The organism is Heliomicrobium sulfidophilum (genome assembly GCF_057715735.1).
In genome coordinates, this window is the sequence record NZ_JBVTZZ010000005.1 from 1,528,888 (window position 1) to 1,543,707 (window position 14,820).

General features: G+C 55.7%; 16 protein-coding genes. 9 read left to right on the forward strand and 7 right to left on the reverse strand.

Annotation, left to right across the window (positions count from 1 at the left end; genetic code table 11):
- Positions 1–183 precede the first annotated feature (183 nt).
- The 4 genes from nadC to dusB are packed head-to-tail and all read left to right on the forward strand — an operon-like array spanning position 184 to position 3,928.
- Positions 184–1,050, forward strand: a complete 867-nt coding sequence (gene nadC, locus AC0CW1_RS12945; RefSeq protein ID WP_488183443.1) for a carboxylating nicotinate-nucleotide diphosphorylase — start codon at positions 184–186, stop codon at positions 1,048–1,050.
- A complete protein-coding gene (locus AC0CW1_RS12950) occupies positions 1,040–2,041 on the forward strand; it encodes a biotin--[acetyl-CoA-carboxylase] ligase (RefSeq protein WP_488183444.1) in 1,002 nt (333 codons plus the stop codon). Before nadC ends, AC0CW1_RS12950 begins: the two co-directional genes overlap by 11 nt.
- On the forward strand, positions 2,025–2,804 hold the full coding sequence (locus AC0CW1_RS12955) for a type III pantothenate kinase (protein ID WP_488183445.1): 780 nt from the start codon (positions 2,025–2,027) through the stop codon (positions 2,802–2,804). Before AC0CW1_RS12950 ends, AC0CW1_RS12955 begins: the two co-directional genes overlap by 17 nt.
- 53 nt (positions 2,805–2,857) lie before the next feature.
- The gene (dusB, locus tag AC0CW1_RS12960) at positions 2,858–3,928 is read left to right on the forward strand and encodes a tRNA dihydrouridine synthase DusB (RefSeq protein ID WP_488183446.1); all 1,071 of its coding nucleotides are present in this window, start codon (positions 2,858–2,860) and stop codon (positions 3,926–3,928) included.
- 42 nt (positions 3,929–3,970) lie between these two features.
- Here the strand turns inward: dusB and AC0CW1_RS12965 are convergent, their stop codons facing one another.
- Positions 3,971–4,126 carry a hypothetical protein gene (locus AC0CW1_RS12965; RefSeq protein WP_488183447.1) on the reverse strand — a complete coding sequence of 52 codons (156 nt, stop codon included), beginning with the start codon at positions 4,124–4,126 and terminating at the stop codon, positions 3,971–3,973.
- Positions 4,127–4,279: 153 nt separating this feature from the next.
- On the opposite strand from AC0CW1_RS12965, the gene AC0CW1_RS12970 reads away from it, so the two are divergent.
- The 4 genes from AC0CW1_RS12970 (at position 4,280) to AC0CW1_RS12985 (ending at position 9,348) form a co-directional block, all read left to right on the forward strand.
- A complete protein-coding gene (locus tag AC0CW1_RS12970) occupies positions 4,280–4,828 on the forward strand; it encodes an isochorismatase family protein (protein ID WP_488184153.1) in 549 nt (182 codons plus the stop codon).
- 755 nt (positions 4,829–5,583) lie between these two features.
- Complete coding sequence (locus AC0CW1_RS12975; RefSeq protein ID WP_488183448.1) at positions 5,584–6,129, forward strand: cobalamin B12-binding domain-containing protein; 546 nt, start codon at positions 5,584–5,586, stop codon at positions 6,127–6,129.
- Positions 6,120–7,187 (forward strand): uroporphyrinogen decarboxylase family protein, encoded by a 1,068-nt coding sequence (locus AC0CW1_RS12980; protein WP_488183449.1) that lies wholly within the window; start codon positions 6,120–6,122, stop codon positions 7,185–7,187. Before AC0CW1_RS12975 ends, AC0CW1_RS12980 begins: the two co-directional genes overlap by 10 nt.
- Entirely contained in the window at positions 7,114–9,348 is a 2,235-nt protein-coding gene (locus tag AC0CW1_RS12985) for a hybrid sensor histidine kinase/response regulator (RefSeq protein ID WP_488183450.1), read from the forward strand. Before AC0CW1_RS12980 ends, AC0CW1_RS12985 begins: the two co-directional genes overlap by 74 nt.
- A 275-nt stretch (positions 9,349–9,623) precedes the next feature.
- Here the strand turns inward: AC0CW1_RS12985 and AC0CW1_RS12990 are convergent, their stop codons facing one another.
- Together AC0CW1_RS12990 and AC0CW1_RS12995 are read right to left on the reverse strand one after the other, a co-directional pair.
- Positions 9,624–10,007, reverse strand: coding sequence for a hypothetical protein (locus tag AC0CW1_RS12990; RefSeq protein ID WP_488183451.1), 384 nt, complete (start codon positions 10,005–10,007; stop codon positions 9,624–9,626).
- Positions 10,007–10,756, reverse strand: a complete 750-nt coding sequence (locus AC0CW1_RS12995) for an ABC transporter permease (RefSeq protein WP_488183452.1) — start codon at positions 10,754–10,756, stop codon at positions 10,007–10,009. Before AC0CW1_RS12995 ends, AC0CW1_RS12990 begins: the two co-directional genes overlap by 1 nt.
- A 213-nt stretch (positions 10,757–10,969) precedes the next feature.
- On the opposite strand from AC0CW1_RS12995, the gene AC0CW1_RS13000 reads away from it, so the two are divergent.
- On the forward strand, positions 10,970–11,338 hold the full coding sequence (locus tag AC0CW1_RS13000; RefSeq protein WP_488184154.1) for a phosphatase PAP2 family protein: 369 nt from the start codon (positions 10,970–10,972) through the stop codon (positions 11,336–11,338).
- 122 nt (positions 11,339–11,460) lie between these two features.
- Here the strand turns inward: AC0CW1_RS13000 and AC0CW1_RS13005 are convergent, their stop codons facing one another.
- From AC0CW1_RS13005 to AC0CW1_RS13020, 4 genes are all read right to left on the reverse strand, one after another.
- Positions 11,461–12,324 carry a chlorophyllide a reductase iron protein subunit X gene (locus tag AC0CW1_RS13005; RefSeq protein ID WP_488183453.1) on the reverse strand — a complete coding sequence of 288 codons (864 nt, stop codon included), beginning with the start codon at positions 12,322–12,324 and terminating at the stop codon, positions 11,461–11,463.
- A 209-nt stretch (positions 12,325–12,533) separates the two neighbouring features.
- A complete protein-coding gene (locus AC0CW1_RS13010; protein ID WP_488183454.1) occupies positions 12,534–12,863 on the reverse strand; it encodes a DUF3593 domain-containing protein in 330 nt (109 codons plus the stop codon).
- A complete protein-coding gene (locus AC0CW1_RS13015; RefSeq protein ID WP_488183455.1) occupies positions 12,856–13,299 on the reverse strand; it encodes a DUF2499 domain-containing protein in 444 nt (147 codons plus the stop codon). The genes AC0CW1_RS13010 and AC0CW1_RS13015 overlap by 8 nt, the downstream gene beginning before the upstream one ends.
- A gap of 11 nt (positions 13,300–13,310) precedes the next feature.
- Positions 13,311–14,819, reverse strand: coding sequence for a nitrogenase component 1 (locus AC0CW1_RS13020; RefSeq protein WP_488183456.1), 1,509 nt, complete (start codon positions 14,817–14,819; stop codon positions 13,311–13,313).
- Position 14,820 lies beyond the last annotated feature (1 nt).

Below are 14,820 nucleotides of genomic sequence, written 5' to 3' on the forward strand. Positions count from 1 at the left end.
GGTTCTACCCATGAATGGAGAGAGTGTAGATAAATCACTTTTCGAATCCCCGAGAACAGCATGTTCTCCTTTTCGTGTTCTACGCATTCACAAAAAACGAAGAAAAAATGAAGGAATCGAGAAATCCCTAGTAAAACAGAAGCGCAGGGTGAGGATTTTTAAAAGCGTTGAGGAGGTGCGACGGTGGAACTCTTTGAACCGGAAGTCCGGGAAGTAGTCCTCCGGGCCTTGCGGGAGGACATCGGCCAGGGCGACTTGACGACGATGAGCCTGGTGCCCGCCGATGCCCAGACCAAGGGGATCATCCATGCGAAAGAGGCGGGTGTCATCGCCGGCATACCGGTGGCCCGGATCGTCTTCGCCACAGTCGATCCCAGCCTGACCTTTGAGGCCAAGGTGAGAGAGGGCGAGCGGGTCGACAGGGGGACAGTGCTGGCGGAAGTCTGGGGTAGCGCGCGCTCCATCCTGATCGGTGAGCGCCTGGCCCTCAACTTCCTGCAGCGCCTCTCAGGAATCGCCACCAAGACGGCCCGCTGCGTCGAACAGGTGACCTACTACCAGGCTCGCATCGTCGATACCCGCAAGACGACGCCAGGCCTCCGAATGCTAGAAAAATACGCCGTCCGCATGGGCGGCGGCAAAAACCACCGCTTTGGGCTCTTTGACGGCGTCCTCATCAAGGACAACCACATCCGTGTTGCCGGCGGCATCCACCAGGCGGTCAGCCAGGCGCGCCAGGCTGTTCCTCACACCGTAAAGATCGAGGTCGAGGTGGAGGACCTGGCCGGCGTCGCCGAAGCGCTGGAAGCCAACGCCGATATCATCATGCTCGACAACATGGCGCCGGAGATGATGAAAGAGGCGGTGCGCATGATCGGCGGCCGCGCCCTCGTTGAAGCCTCCGGCGGCGTCTCTGAAGAGAGTCTTCTGGAGATCGCCAAGACGGGCGTTCACCTCATCTCCATGGGCGCATTGACCCACAGTGTAAAAGCGCTCGATATCAGCCTCGATGTGGAAGCGATCAAGCGGGGGAGAGACGATGTCCCGTAAAGCGATCCTGGAGGCCCTGTCTGCGTCCGAAGGCTTTCTCTCCGGCGAAGAGTTGAGCCGGCGCCTCGGCATCAGCCGCTCGGCCATCTGGAAACATATTGTCGCCCTCCGGCAGGAGGGATACGCCATCGACGCCCATACCCGCCTCGGCTACAAGCTGCGCAGCCGCAGCGCCTACCTGCTGCCGGAAGAGGTGGAGCCGCTCCTGGAGACGAAGCGCTTTGGCCGTGACTATCACTTTTACGCCAGCCTCCCGTCGACCAACCGCACTGCCAAGGAACTGGCCCGCCAGGGCGCGCCCGAAGGGACTGTCGTCCTGGCAGAGGAACAGACCGAGGGTCGGGGACGCCTGGGCCGCGGATGGTATTCTCCACCCGGGCTCGGCATCTATTTTACGATGATCCTGCGGCCGGCTGTCCCGCTGGGCTTGGCGCCTCAAGTGACCCTGCTGACCTCGGTAGCCGTCTGCAAGGCCTTGGAAACGCTGGTCGGCGTGCAACCGCGTATCAAGTGGCCCAACGATGTCCTGTTGAATGGGAAAAAGTTTTGCGGCACCCTGACGGAACTGAACGCCGAGATGGAGGCCGTCAACTACCTCGTCGTCGGCACCGGCATCAATGTGAACCAGAGCGCCAGCGATTTCCCCGACGAGGTGGCTGCCGTGGCCACCTCCGTTCATGCGACAACAGGTGAAAAAGTGGACCGGGCGCGCCTGTTGGCGGCGCTGCTCCGTTTTTTTGAAGCCGACTATGACCACTGGCTCCAGTCCGGTTTTGAACGCTTGCGGTCGGAATGGCTGGAACGGGCGGCCGGCATGGGAACGACGGTTCGCGTCATCGCCGGCCAGCAGGAATGGGTCGGCAAAGCTGAAGGCATCGACAGCGACGGCGCATTGCTTGTGCGCGACGGCGGCGGCGAACTGCGGCGGCTGATCAGCGGCGAAGTAAGCTTGCGACCGGAAGGAGGACAGGGCTATGATTTTGGCCGTTGATGTGGGCAACACCCATATCATCCTCGGCGCCTACGCGCTGGAACCCCAGCCGGAACTGCGCATCCACTGGAAGTTGTCGACAGACCGCAATCGCACCGCCGACGAATACGCCATCCTGATCCGCAACCTCTTCCGCTTCGATAGCATTGATCCTAGGGCCATCGAGGCCATCGTCATCGCCTCGGTTGTTCCTCCCCTGATGCCGACGCTGGAGCGGATGAGCCGCAGTTACTTCGGTCTTCAGCCGCTCATCGTGGGACCAGGCATCCGCACCGGCCTGCCCATCGTCATGGAAAATCCGAAGGAACTGGGCGCCGACCGGGTCGTCAACGCCATCGCCGCCTTTGAGCGCTACGGCGGTCCGGTGATCGTCGTCGACTTCGGCACGGCGACCACCTTTGACGTCATCTCGGAAAAAGGGGAGTACCTGGGCGGGGCCATCGCCCCTGGGGTGGCCGTTTCGACGGAGGCCCTCTTTGCCCGGGCGGCCAAACTCCCCCGCATCGAACTGGTCAAGCCGCACCGTGTGATCGCCAAGAACACCATCTCCGGCATGCAGTCCGGCATCATCTACGGCTTCGCCGGCCAGGTGGACGGCATCGTCGGTCGAATGAAGGCGGAACTGGGCGATAAAACCCGCGTTATTGCCACGGGCGAGATGGCGGACCTGATCGCCCCGGAGACGGTCGCTGTGGACATGATCGACCCCTTACTCACGTTGGAGGGGTTGCGCATCATCTACCAACGTTCTCGGAAGAAATAAACATAACGGGGCGGAATTGAAGCCGCGCGCAGGCGAAACCGGAGGAACTGCCTTTGCCAAACCATCCAGTGATTGAGACATCTCCTGAGTCCGTTCATCCCGAGCAGACAGCGAGCGTGCGGGAAGCGGTAAAAACGAAGGGCCTTGCGCCGATGCGCATCGGCCCCTGGTCGGTTTTCCCGCCTTTTGTGGCGGCGCCGATGGCTGGCGTCACCGACAAGCCCTTTCGAGCGGTGTTAAAGGATCATCGCTGCCCCCTCGTCTACACGGAGATGATCTCTGACAAGGCGCTTACCTACGCCAACCGCAACACGATGGAACTCCTGGACATCACCGGTGAGCCCCGGCCCATCGCCGTCCAGATCTTCGGCGCTGAGCCGGCCGTGATGGCTGAGGCGGCCCGCATTGTTGAGAACGCCGGGGCACCGATCATCGACATCAACATGGGCTGCCCGGCGCCCAAGGTCGTCCGCAACGGCGAAGGCTCCTGCTTGTTAAAGACGCCGGACCTGGCCGTTGAGATCGCCGAGGCGGTCGTCAAGGCCGTCCAGGTCCCTGTCACCGTGAAGATGCGGACCGGCTGGTCGACAGGGCGCATCGTCGCCCCCGAACTGGCCCGACGCCTGGAGGCCGTGGGCGTCCAGGCATTGACGGTGCACGGGCGGACGCGGGAGATGTTTTACTCGGGCCAGGCCGACTGGTCGATTATCGCCGAAACAGTCCGTCAGGTGTCCATCCCGGTCATCGGCAACGGCGATGTCTGGACGCCCGACGACGCCTTGCGCATGCTGGACGAAACCGGCTGCGCCGCCGTCATGATCGGCCGCGGCTGTATGGGCAACCCCTGGATCTTTTCCCGCCTGGTCCACTGGGCTGAGACCGGTGAGATGCCGGCGCCGCCCTCGCCGGAGGCGCGGATCAACCAGGCCCTCATCCATCTGGAGCACATCGTCACCCTCAAAGGGGAGGACCGCGGCGTCCGGGAAATGCGTGGCCATCTGAGTTGGTACTTAAAAGGAATCCGCGGCGCCTCGCGTCTTCGGGCGGAGATCAACCAGGCGCCGGACAGGGAGAGCGTGGTCCGCTTGCTGACTGACCACCGCGAGCAGGCGTACAGTCAGTGATCGCAAGGGACGAAAAAACACAACGGTTACGAGTCAGAACAATTACGAATCAAAACAGTAGGTTACAAAAAAAGCAAGACCACCGGAAAGGCTGGCCTTGCTTTTTCGTATCTCCTCGTCGCCGGGCGCGATGGACGAGACTGCCTCTGACCGGCGCATGGTGCCTTTTAACGCCAGTGTCGCTGGATGTTCACCCATGAGGATCCCTTCTTACTATAAAAACTGGCAACCCGTTAGAACGACCGTGAGACTTGTCCGACATTGGCCGGCAAAATTAGGATAAAGATCAAGGCGCAAAATATCGATTTTATTGGTATCCATTGGAAAGGAGCGGAGAAAGTGAGCCACGGAATGGATAAATACCGCCTCCATGCCGCAGAGGTGGTGCTGATGGTGGTCGACATTCAGGAGCGTCTTGTTCCGGCGATGACCGAGGGGGAGCGGGTGATCGGCAAAACGGGAATCCTGATCGCCGTCGCGCAGCGCCTGGGAATCCCGATCATCGGCGTCGAGATGTACCCAAAAGGCCTGGGAAAAACCGTGCCTTCCCTGGCCGATAAGCTCCGTCATGCCCATCGCTTCGAGAAAGTCACCTTTTCCGCCCTGACGGAAGAAGTGCGCCAATGCCTGGCCGGTCTGGGGAGGCGGAAAGTCATCGTCGCCGGAATGGAGACCCACGTCTGTGTCTTCCAATCCGTCCGGGATCTATTGCAAGCGGATCATCTCGTCTTTGTCGCCGCCGATGCGGTCTGCTCCCGCTCCCCCGCCAACTATGTCAATGGAATTGACCTGATGCGGGAAATGGGCGCCACGATCACGAACGTGGAGACGATCTTCTTTGATCTCCTGCAACAGGCGGCAACCCCCTTGTTCCGGGAATTGTCGCCGCTGATCAAGTGATCCGTGAATCTGGAGTCGTAAAGAAAGCTGTTCTCGACGTTGCGTATTTCACCTAGTTCGCACCAACTGATGGAAATGGCGTCAGCGATAACATGTCTAAAAAGCAGCAAACGGACGCCAATTTGCCTAAAAAGCGCTTTTTGTCCCATTCGGCGCGTAATGTCTTCCCGGGGACGACGCAAATAACGATAATCGGAGGGACATCGGTGTGATACGGCGAGGAAAACAACTTAATTTATTTGTCCAACTATTATATAATTATTATAAGAAATGAAATGATCCCTATTAAAACGTTTGTGCATCTTTTTGGATACCTTGTTTTCGAAGTAGCTGCCATAATTCATATGGGATTGGCAGTCCTACAAGTGAAGACTCTTTCGCTCCGATAACGCTTCCTTTTTGCCATTCCGACATCCGTCTGCGTGGAAATCGCTCGGCACACAGTGAATGATGTCGCCTTTGCCCTGCATGACTTTGTCGTAGTGCTGTCGTCCACCTTGTTCGTCAGAGCGATAATGAAACTGGAAACATCGGTCAGTGGCGGAATTATTCGGGTTGACGGTACATGGGATGATGTGCAGAGATGCTTGTCATTGACTGGTGAGTAAAGCGTAAAAAAGAGGGGTTGCTTTTGGAGAAGAGTGAATCACAGCGACAACTCCTGGAAGCGTTGTTGCTGGCTGACCTGACCATGACAGAAAGGGTCTTTGAAGCGCACCTGCATCAGTTGTCCTGGTTGGATTTTTTTTGAACAAGTGCTTGTTCCCACTCTACAAGAGATCGGCAGTAGCTGGGAAGCCGGCGCGCTATCCCTGGCCCAGGTGTACATGGCATCGCGAATCTGCGAAAACCTCTTGGAAGCGCGTCTGCCAGCGGAAGCCGTGGCAACGGTGAAGGATGCACCGACGATGGCCATCGTCACCTATCTCGATCATCACTCGATGGGGAAACGCATTGTATCCGCCTTTTTGCGATCCAGCGGATATTCGCTGTTCGACTTGGGGAATGGCTTGTCTACCTGTGACATCCTCCAGGAAGTACAGAAGCATCGCATCGATATCTTGCTTGTCTCTACACTGATGTTGAACTCTGCCCTCAAGGTCAGAGAACTGGTGGAAGCCAACCGGCAAAGCGGTTCTCCCGCAACGATTATCGTCGGTGGCGCGCCCTTCACCTTGGACCGGGAGCTATGGCGGCATGTTGGGGCCGATGCTATGGGCGCCAATGCGGGAGAGGCGCTCACAGTGGTGCGAAAAGCCATCGACCGATGGCGAGAGGGGGCGCGGACGTCATGTCGATGACCTCTATGGAACGGGTGATGATGACACTGCGGCATCGAGAACCTGATCGGGTGCCCCGGTTTTTGTTGCTCACCATGCATGGGGCCAAAGAATGTGGCTTAACCCTCAAGGAGTATTTCTCCCGTCCGGAGTACGTGGCAGAAGGACAACTGCGTCTGCAAAAGAAATACCGCAATGACTGTATGTACAGCCTGTTCTACGCTGCTGTAGAGATTGAAGCCTATGGCGGCGAAGTCCTCTTTTTTGATGACGGACCGCCCAATGCCGGGGAACCCTTTATCCGATCGGTTCGCCAGATCGCCCACCTGGAACCGGCTTCGGTGCGCGAACAGCCTTGTCTGCAACGGGTATTGCGCGCCATTGAGCTCATGCACGAACAAACCTGTGGGCAAGTGCCGATTATCGGCGTTGTTATGTCGCCCTTTTCAGCTCCGATCATTCAGGTCGGCTTTGAGCGATATGTAGAGATGCTCTATGAACCGTCACCCCTTCTGGAACGATTGCTTGACGTCAATACCGCTTTTTGCATCGAATGGGCCAATGCCCAGTTGGCCGCTGGGGCAACAGCGATTGGTTATAATGATCCCCTGGCCTCGCCGACGATGATCCCCCGGGACATCTATCGGCGCTTCAGTTATCCCATTGCCCGGAAGGTGATCGCAAGCATCAATGGCCCGGTAGCCATCCACTTGGCTTCCGGCCGGTGCCTGGCGGCAATCGATGACTTGTGCGGACTCGGCGCATATGCCATCGGTGTGGGCAGTATCGATGACCTGGCTGTTGTAAAGGCAAACAGTGAAGGCAAAGTGGCGCTATTGGGAAACTTAAACGGCTTGGAGATGACGCGTTGGACGGCCCGAGAGGCGGAAGAGCGCGTCAAAAGCACTATTGAAAAAGCAGGAGCGGGCGGAGGATTCATACTCGCTGACAGCCATGGCGAAATTCCCTTTCAAGTTACAGAAGATACATTGGGAGCCATTGTTGATGCAGCAGAAAAGTGGGGGCGCTATCCGCTTGAATGGACAAGAGAAGGTTCGCTTATTTCTTCACGTATGTGAAAATCTGAAAGCAGAGGTACAGGCTGTTCTCGCTGCTGGCGCTTTTTCTGATGTACAGGTGCAAACCGTTCGTGCCAACTGTGTTCACCATGTTCATCAGGGGGATGATGTGCTGGACCCCTTCTCTGTAGGCAACGAGGAAGAACCGACCATGCGAATTGGCGGTGTTTGTTCCCCGCAGCGGAAGGCGGACCTACTGCCCATAGCAGACAGCCTGTCTCCGGAAATCCAGCAGAAGACACAAGGAACCCTTTGCTTCCACTACTTTTTGAATGAATCACTCCTACAAGCCTATCTGGCGCAGGGCAAGTACCTACTGACGCCAGGCTGGCTGGCTCGTTGGCAGGAATACCTGGAACAGTGGGGCTTTGATCAGCAGACGGCCCGTCTCTTTTTTCAAGAAGTCACCACCGGCTTGGTTTTATTGGATACTGGGATCGATGGCGCAAGTCAGGGCCGGGTGAAAGAAATGGCGGCTTATCTCGGCCTGCCCTATGAAGTGTTGCCCGTCGGGCTCGATTATTTCTCGCTTCTAATCTCGAAGCGCCTCCGTGAACACCAATTGGAGCAGCAAAGCCGCCATTTCACGATGCTCTTTAGACAGATCAATCAGCGCCTAGCCGACTATGCCGTGACCGTTGACATGATCAAGGGCCTTACCGCCATGATGCGTGAAAGTGATGTCATCCAGAAGATCAAAGAGCTCTTTCGCATCCTCGTTGCCCCGAACAGGATGGACTATCTGCCTGTTGAAAACATACCTGCGGCGCTGATAGAAGGGGAGGCGCCATGGCTCTTCAAACTGACCGAATCAGGCCAGGGTTTCTGGATGAAAGTCCAATACCAGCAAGAGACGCTGGGCCTCTTTATTATTGAGGAAGTTCTCTTTCCCCAGCACCTGCCGAAGTACATCGACCTGGCCAAAACCATCAGCGGCGTCTGCGGATTGGCCATCGCCAACGCGCGAACGTACCAGCAGTTGCTGGCGACGCAAGCATCGCTGTACCAGGCCAAGGAACAGGCCGAGGCGTCGAATCAGTTTAAGAGTGAGTTTTTGGCGATGATGAGCCATGAGATTCGCACCCCCATCAACGGCATCGTTGGCATGCTCGAACTGCTGACAGAGACAGCGCTGACGGTGGAGCAACGTCAACACGTATTGATCGCCCGAAGTTCTTCTGAGACACTGCTGAAGGTCATCAATGACATCCTGGATTTCTCCAAGATCGAAGCAGGCAAGTTAACCGTCGAAAACATCACCTTCCAGCTTCCATCCCTGTTGTTGAAGCTGCTTGCCATCATGGAGATGCCAGCCCATGAAAAAGGGCTTCAGCTATCCTATCACTTTGCGCCCGACATCCCGGAGTACTTGTGGGGCGACCCTTTGCGGTTGAATCAGGTCATCTTGAATCTGCTCAGCAATGCCATCAAGTTCACCGAGCGGGGGAGCGTAACCCTGACGGTGACCGTGGAAACCCAGTGGATCACATTTCACATCACCGATACAGGCATCGGCTTGTCTGAACGGGACAAGCAGGCCCTCTTCCAATCCTTTCACCAGGCAGACCGCTCAACAACAAGAAGATTTGGCGGAACCGGCTTGGGACTTGTCATCTCCCGCCGGCTGGTAGAACTTATGGGTGGAACGATCACCGTTGCCAGCACCGTGGGCCAAGGATCGACCTTTTCCTTTTCCATCCCGATGATTTCTACGAACGCGGGTCAAGCGCACCTGCACGAGCCGAGAGAGATAAAATCAGCCCGGACAACAGTGCGGTTTCACGGTTCCGTACTGGTTGCCGAAGACAATGCCACCAATCAGAAGGTTGCTACCCTGCATCTGAAAAAACTGGGCTTCGAGGTGGATCTTGCGGAAAATGGACAAGCCGCAGTAGAAGCCTGCTTAAAGAAAAAGTATTCCCTGATCTTTATGGACTGTGAAATGCCGGTGATGGACGGCTATGAAGCGACAACCCACATTCGTCAACAGGAAGGAAACAGTGGGCACCGGACACCCATCATCGCCCTGACCGCCCACGTCATCACCGGGGTTCAGAAAAAGTGCCTCCAGGCTGGCATGGACGATTTTCTTGGCAAGCCCTTTTCCCGAGAAAAGCTTCTACAGATCCTGGAGAAGTGGGTGAAAAAAGATGGCGAATAGGCGAGCTAGCGGTTCGGGTTGATATGGCCTGGGTCTGGGGCTAGCCATCGCGAGAGCCATCGCCAAGCAATTAGGGGGCGACATCCGCCTACATAGTGATAAACAGTGACATCAGTGCCACGCATGAAGCATATCGCATGGTTCAATAAATCCCTGCCATACCCGGACTTCGCCAGTGAAGATCCGGGTCTTTTCATATCCTCCGTGCACCGTAAAAAAGTCAGACAAGACTTGATAATAATAAGAATCATTTCTTAGCAGATTGATGCTGATTATTACGATATAAATGGAATAGTTAATCTTTGATTAACAGCAAGTACAAGAATACTGTTATCCACTTGTTTCAGGCTTCTTCTTTCGATGAGCTGAACAATCCCCAAAACGGCAAAGCCGAAAGCGACTAAAATTGCTACAACACCAAGCCAGTCGGTAATATTGTACAGAACCATATTAACCCCAAGTGTTTCATGCATCCATTTGTTTACAGTAGCAAGCCCAACAAAAGAACCTTCGGGGCCTACTGGTCTAACATCCACATACATTAGCATCATGGTATATATTGTAAATACAAGAAATAAAACTCCTGCAACAATAAAATGGACTGAATTTCTTTTTTTCATTTGCACAAAGTCAGGATCTTCAATGAAATCGGATCCCATTATTTTATTTCCTCCTTTTGAAAATAAACAAAAGTAGCTGTAAATCCAATGAGCGACACCAGTGCGATGATGGCAATAGACAACCATATCGGGTAGCCTGTGGTGACAAGTTTTCCTTTCACCAGAAAATAGCTTGCCGTCCAGGGGAACAAAGCGCCGACATCCTGATTGGCAAGGGCGACGTTTACCATCACTACCCCAGCAGCGACAACCATGGGTGCAAATAATCCTTTTGTTTTTTCGGCAAAAAAGGCAAAGGGCGATATTGTCAAAAAGAGAAATATCCCGCTCATGAGCAGCTTGCCAAGTCCTCCTGCGGCCACTGTAAAAGTAAAGCCCCCCATGCGGAATACACCATGATAAAGCGCCGCCAAAAGGAGAGCAACCAGCCATGTGGCAACCGTCAGTACCATCATCCAGAGAAAGAGTACGCAATATTTTGACGTCACAAAGTTCACTTTCGAAATCGGTACAGGCAGAATCGTTTTCAATGTCCTTTCCGTATATTCCCGACTGAACAGATAAGCCGTGATAATCACAAACACCATAAAGTTCATGAGCAGCATCGTATAGGTCAAACTGTTATCAAAAAACCGAGCCAATGTTATTGTTTGTTCCGGATGCTCAAAATGCTTTTGTACAGCTTCCACCAACATTAAAGCCGGTGCTGCTAAAATACCTAAAAGACTGATGAATATCATTTTGGAGCGTTTTAATTTCAAAAGCTCACAGAAGATCAGATTAACCAATGCTACCACCGCCGATCAGTGTTGAAAAATAGTCCTCCAGTTTTTCAACCGTTACATTTACCTTTGTTACTAAAATGTCCTTTTGTACCAATCGTCGAGTGATTTCGCCCCTGCGCTCGATGCAGTCAAATAGACGGATGGTTTTATCATCACAAACGGTATAATCCGCAGTATGTACTTGGAGGATTCTATTTACTTGTAATTGCTGCTTATATCTTTTTTGAGCTTAATGTTATAAATTACAGACCTGTTCTTATACAAAACAATTTGGAAGCATCGTATCCATCCTCCACCACCATGATGATGATGTGTGTTATGCCGACAGCGATAATGCAATTTCACCGCTTGATCAAACGAAAAACATTAAGTATTACAATAAATACGATACTTGCAATTTTCGCAGGGCTTGTCATAATCGGACGCTTGTTATCAGGTGTGCATTGGGTAACGGATATTCTTGGCGGAGCTTTACTCAGTTCGGCACTTGTGATGCTCTATTATTCGATGAGTAGGTGTATCGAGCTTAAACAACAGCACGGGAACAGGGGCGTGGGGAAGCAATACACGGGCGATGCGAAATGATTTTATCGGCGTTTTGCAAGATCTGCGCCATAATCTGCTTATGATCGTGGATACTAAGCGTAATGAAGATTCGCCCCCGTTTTGTAAACAACAAACGGGGGCGAATGCGGATTATGCCCGTACTACCGCTTGAACATTTCCTCTACCGTCACCCGCTCCAACTGCACCTGCGGGATATCCCGGTAGATTTTCGAGAAGGCTTCAAAATCCATCGGCTTCGGCAGCACGCCCGTTTCTTCCGGCAACCGCATCACGAGGTCTTGGAAGAGCTTGTCGTAGGGCGGGATGTCGCTGACCAGCTCAAAGGCCACGTTCAGCTTCGCCACTTCCGGGTTGTTCGGGATCTTGGCCAGCACCTTGATGCCGACGGTGTCGCAGAACTGTTCGGCGTAGCCGCTGCCGTCATCTTTGTTGATGATCATGCCCAGGATGCGGGACTTGCCGCCCAGTTTGGCGAAGGAAGCTACAGCCGAGCAGATGTTGTTCGCCACATAGAGGGACTGGTGGTCGTTGCCGGCGACGAGGATGATCGACTTGGCGATGGACTTGCTGATCGGGACGCCGAAGCCGCCGCAGACGACGTCGCCCAGGAAGTCCAGGAAGACATAGTCAAAGTCCCATTTGTAGAGGCCCATCTTCTCCAGGACTTCAAAGCCGAGGGAGATGCCGCGGCCGCCGCAGCCGATGGCCACTTCTGGGCCGCCGATCTCCAGGGCGTAGACGCCTTTGCCCTTGAAGATGATGTCTTCCACACGGGGCGTCGGTTCCACCTCATCGGAGTGCTCGTTCAGTTCGGCCCAGTATTCCAGCAGGGTCGGCGGGTTGACACCGTTGAAGAGGATGACCGTCGAGTCGTGCTTGGGGTCGCAGCCGATCTGGAGGACCCGTTTGCCCAGACGGGCCGTCGCGTTGGACAGGTTGGAAATGACGAAGCTCTTGCCGCTGCCGCCTTTTCCGTAGACCGCGTAGAAATTCTTTTCCGACATTTCACCAGCTCCTATATGTTCTGTGCGAACGTACTGTACGGATTCGCTCCGCTTTTATCCGTTGCTGTTGCTGATGATGCCGCCCCATCGATGAAGCTCTCATCATGGTGTACCGCATCATGCTTATCGGTTCGAATGGCTCTATTCTGCAACCAACCGAACCATCCCCGCACAAGCGGGAAAAGCCGCCCGGCCAGGGGCGGCCCTTTTTATTTTCCTCCGCCGGCAGCCTTGGCGTCAAGCTGTTTCAGGTGACGGCGCAAGCCGGAGAGGATAAAGCCGTTGGTGATGGTCAGTCCCGCTTCGGAGATGCCGTGCAGGTAGTCCACATGGCCCAAGGTGGGGGCGCCGAGGACTTTGACGGCGTAGAGGCCCGTGCAGGCGGTGAAAAAGACGAAACCGAGCATGGACACGAAGCCGTTATAGGTGAGGGGGTGGACCAGTTCGGGGCGCTCCTTGCGCACCCGGTGTAAGACGTAGAGGAAGTAGAGGTAGGGGAAGATGGAGAGGGTCATCAGCATTTCAGCGGTGCTAGACATGGTCGCTCACCCCGCCTTCCCGGGTTGTCGCGTCCTTTGGTCCAGCCGATCCGCCCAACTCGAACGACCCAACCGGCCCAACCGTTCCGGCGGATCGAACTGTATGCGCTGCCCGCGCCGACAGCGACGAGATGCGAAAGGTCTGCAGTGATCGTAGGAAGAAGAAGGCCCAGACGCCGAAGGCGGTGCTGCCGAGGAAGGTCAGGTAGCTCTGGGCGTCGCTCAGCCACTGTGCCGTGTCATAGGTCAGGTGGTACCAGAGGGCGCAGACGCCGCTCAGTAAGTAGGGGATCATCGCCCAGGGCAGTCGTTGCAGCCAGACCTGGTTCAGTCGACACCCCAGTTGATAGACAAGGACGACGGCGATCACCCATTCGACGAGGCTGGCGACGTGGACGAACCAGGTGGGGACGGAGAGAAAGCCGAATCCGAACAAGGGCGTTCCTCCTATCGTTTGAACCGGTTATAGACCTGATCCACGTCATCGGTGGTCACGTAGTCGCGGAACTGCTCCTTAGCCAGTTTCTCGCTCTCCACCCGCAGCATCTTCGAGGCGCTGACGCGGACGAAGAAGGGCACCTTTTTGAGGACCTTTTCCATATGGGCCACCGTCTCTTCGGGCCAGCGGACCTCGCGGATGACGATGGAACCTTTCAGTTGCTCTTCCCACTCCTTGCGGGCGGCGTCCCGTTCGCGGCGGCGCTTGTCTTTTTCCGGCGCGTACTCGATGTGGATGTGGCTGTAGAGGATGTCGAAGAGCTCGTTGCTGACGATCTGGGTCAGGTAGACGACGCCATTGTAGCCCATAAAAGGGGTGCCGGTGGAGCGGCAGACGATCGGCATGGGCGTCGCCGCCGCGATGAAGCGCGTCGGCAGGATATGTTCGGTGATGTAGATCTTCTCGTTGATGCTGCCGAAGAACAACGTAGGCGGGTTCTCCAAGAGGGCCGCTTCGATGTCCATGGCGTTTTTCGAGCGCCAGCGGTCTGTCTTGACGCCGCAGGCGTAGGCCTCGAAGCCCAGTTCGTCACGCAAAAAGTTAATGAGGCCCTCGGCGTAAGTCTTATGGGCGTAGACGCCGAAGGTGTTCGTCCGGAAGATGTCCTGGTGGGGCGAGCGCCATACGTCCCAGAAGCCTTGCAAGGTCGTGCGCTTTTCCTTGGCGATGAAGGCTTCCGCCTCGGCGCGCAGACCGAGGGCGTCGGCGAGGCCGAGCAGAAACTCTGTCGTCGCCTGGAGGCCAATGGGGCCGAAGAAGAGGGGCTTGCCCAGGGCGTTGCCGAGCTTCTGGCCGTACTCCTGGTAGAGGAGGACATTGGCGTCGGCGTCGTCGAGGCGGGTCATGTCGCCCAGTTCGCAGTCGAAGGGGAAGGCCACGTTCACCTCGGCGCCGATGCCTTCGATGAGGCGCTTGACCTCGGCGAAGTCGGCGTAGTGGTTGAAGTTGCCGTAGGTGGGTCCGAGGATGTTGACGAGGGGCTTCGCCGACGCTTTTTTCGGCAGGCGGGGCAGTTTGGGGGCCACATGCTCGTAGAGGTAGAGCATGATGTCATCGCGGGCCGTCAGGTCATCGATGTCCAGCGAGCGCGTGTGAATGTACCAGATGCGGCGGCCGTCGATCTCGGCCTCCAGCATGGAGCCTTCGCTGGAGATGATCTCGCTCTCAGCGCAGGAGAGGATGAAGATATTTTCATAGCGGTCGATCAGTTCGCCGCAGAGTTTCCGGAGTTTATGCAAGGTGCCGTCAAGGGCCACGTCGCCTTCGAGGATGTGGGTGGCATAGACGTTTTGCAGGTAGGGGATGGCGTCAGTGTAGTTGAGGGCCGAGTCGATGGGCACATAGTGGCAGCCGATGGGGCCGTCAACGATCACACAGAAATTGCCACGCATCGGCGCCAACACATAGAGGGCGCCCCAGTAGCCGTTCGTCAAGTCTACGTCGCGCATCATCTGCATC

What these genes read in the sequence shown, in the direction of transcription:
- AC0CW1_RS13010 (WP_488183454.1), bottom strand. Translation starts at nt 12,863, where the DNA reads ATGTCTAGCACCGCTGAAATGCTGATGACCCTCTCCATCTTCCCCTAC.
- AC0CW1_RS12965 (WP_488183447.1), bottom strand. Translation starts at nt 4,126, where the DNA reads ATGGGTGAACATCCAGCGACACTGGCGTTAAAAGGCACCATGCGCCGG.
- AC0CW1_RS12955 (WP_488183445.1), top strand. Translation starts at nt 2,025, where the DNA reads ATGATTTTGGCCGTTGATGTGGGCAACACCCATATCATCCTCGGCGCC.
- AC0CW1_RS12985 (WP_488183450.1), top strand. Translation starts at nt 7,114, where the DNA reads ATGCAGCAGAAAAGTGGGGGCGCTATCCGCTTGAATGGACAAGAGAAG.
- AC0CW1_RS13020 (WP_488183456.1), bottom strand. Translation starts at nt 14,819, where the DNA reads ATGCAGATGATGCGCGACGTAGACTTGACGAACGGCTACTGGGGCGCC.
- AC0CW1_RS13005 (WP_488183453.1), bottom strand. Translation starts at nt 12,324, where the DNA reads ATGTCGGAAAAGAATTTCTACGCGGTCTACGGAAAAGGCGGCAGCGGC.
- AC0CW1_RS12980 (WP_488183449.1), top strand. Translation starts at nt 6,120, where the DNA reads ATGTCGATGACCTCTATGGAACGGGTGATGATGACACTGCGGCATCGA.
- AC0CW1_RS12950 (WP_488183444.1), top strand. Translation starts at nt 1,040, where the DNA reads ATGTCCCGTAAAGCGATCCTGGAGGCCCTGTCTGCGTCCGAAGGCTTT.
- AC0CW1_RS12990 (WP_488183451.1), bottom strand. Translation starts at nt 10,007, where the DNA reads ATGGGATCCGATTTCATTGAAGATCCTGACTTTGTGCAAATGAAAAAA.
- AC0CW1_RS12970 (WP_488184153.1), top strand. Translation starts at nt 4,280, where the DNA reads ATGGATAAATACCGCCTCCATGCCGCAGAGGTGGTGCTGATGGTGGTC.